This is a genomic window from Photobacterium frigidiphilum (genome assembly GCF_003025615.1).
GTDB lineage: Bacteria > Pseudomonadota > Gammaproteobacteria > Enterobacterales > Vibrionaceae > Photobacterium > Photobacterium frigidiphilum.
This window is the reverse complement of sequence record NZ_PYMJ01000105.1, coordinates 1-1,851: the sequence shown is the minus strand read 5'-3', so window position 1 is coordinate 1,851 and position 1,851 is coordinate 1. Positions and strand designations below refer to the sequence as shown.

The window sequence follows — 1,851 nt, the reverse complement described above, 5'->3', positions numbered from 1 at the left end:
GAGATTGCCTTTCGCCACAACCTTCCCAAAACCCGCAGCGGAAAGATCATGCGGCGACTGCTTAAAGCACGTGAACTTGGCCTGCCCGAAGGGGATATTTCCACCTTAGAGAGTGATGAACTATGACCAGCAGACTCCATATCAACCGCCACCACCTCATTGAGCAGCTGCGCCAGATGTTACGGATCCGCCGCTTTGAAGAAAAATGTGCCGAGCTATATACCCAAGAAAAAATCCGCGGCTTTTTGCATCTCTACATTGGTGAGGAGGCAATCGCCGTTGGGGTAATGGCGGCGCTGAGTGAAGACGATCAGATCGTTGCTACCTACCGCGAGCACGGTCACGCGCTCGCCCGTGGTATGAGCATGGGTACGGTTCTCGCCGAGATGTATGGCCGAACCAATGGCTGCAGCCGCGGGCGGGGTGGCTCGATGCACCTGTTTGATAAAGACCATCACTTCTATGGCGGTAATGCCATCGTCGGCGGTGGGCTCCCGCTGGCAACCGGTTTGGCAATGGCCAATAAAAAGCGGCAACGCGATGCCATTGCGGTCTGCTTTTTTGGCGAAGGGGCAGTAGCGGAAGGTGAGTTCCATGAAAGCCTAAATTTGGCCGCCCTGTGGCAGCTGCCTATCCTTTTTATCTGTGAAAACAATCGCTATGCGATGGGTACCGCCCTCGCGTTATCGGAGTCAAAAACCAATATCGCCAAAAAGGCCGAAAGCTACGGTATCAGCGCCGTTCAGGTTGATGGCATGAATGTGGTGGATGTTGAAGCCGCTACCTGCGATGCCCTCGATTATATCCGCGAACAGAATAAGCCGTTTTTTATCGAATGTCAGACCTACCGCTTTCGGGGCCACTCCAGCTTTGATACTCAGCTCTACCGCGATAAGACCGAAGTCGCGCAGTGGGAAAAGAAAGGGCCAGTTAAAAAGCTGATCCAGTGGCTACAAAAAAACAACCATTTTCACGATCAAGAGCTGAGAGATATGGAGGCTGAGATCGCCCAAGAGGTGGCTGACGCCATCACGTTTGCAGAGGCTGGCGCGTGGGAGCCAGTTGAAGAGCTAACCCGTTTCGTCCATAGCCCCACCAGCCAATCGCCGCCCCCCGCAATAACCTGTACCCAGCAAGCGGCTGAACTCACTTACCGCGAAGCGCTGCACAATAGCCTAAGTGATGCCTTAAACGATGATCCGCGCATCTTTCTTATGGGCGAGGATGTTGGCCGTTACGGCGGTTGTTATGCGGTAAGTAAAGGGCTGATTGATCAATACGGGCCAGATCGGGTCATCGACACCCCACTGTGCGAGTCCGGTTTTGTTGGCGTTGGCATTGGTGCTGCCCTTGGTGGTATGCGACCAATTGTCGAAGTGATGACGGTTAACTTCAGTCTGCTCGCCATGGATCAAATCATCAACAGCGCCGCCACCTTACTGCATATGTCCGGTGGTCAGTTTAATGTCCCGCTGGTAATACGTATGGCGTGTGGTGCGGGCAAACAGCTCGCCGCCCAGCATTCGCATAGCTGGGAGAACTTTTATGCCCATGTGCCTGGCCTGAAAGTGCTCAGTCCGGCAACCCACAATGATGCGCGCCATATGCTCGCTCAGGCACTGTTGGACCCTGATCCTGTGCTGATATTCGAACATGTCATGCTACTTAATGAGAGCGGCTTGGTTAGCAGCTCTGCCGATGCACCGATGCATCAAGCTGTGGTAAGACGCACAGGCACCGACATCAGCCTGATCACTTACGGCGGCAGCCTTGGCAAAACCTTACAAGCCGCAGAGCAACTTGGCAGTGCGGGGATCAGCGCTGAGGTCATTGACCTTCGCTCGCTGCGAC

The 1,851-nt window shown here is 54.3% G+C and carries 1 protein-coding gene; it reads left to right on the top strand.

Annotated features, from left to right (window positions below):
• Nucleotides 1-122: 122 nt before the first annotated feature.
• On the top strand, nt 123-1,851 hold a 1,729-nt coding region (gene pdhA / locus C9J12_RS29920; protein WP_107247095.1), incomplete at its 3' end, for a pyruvate dehydrogenase (acetyl-transferring) E1 component subunit alpha.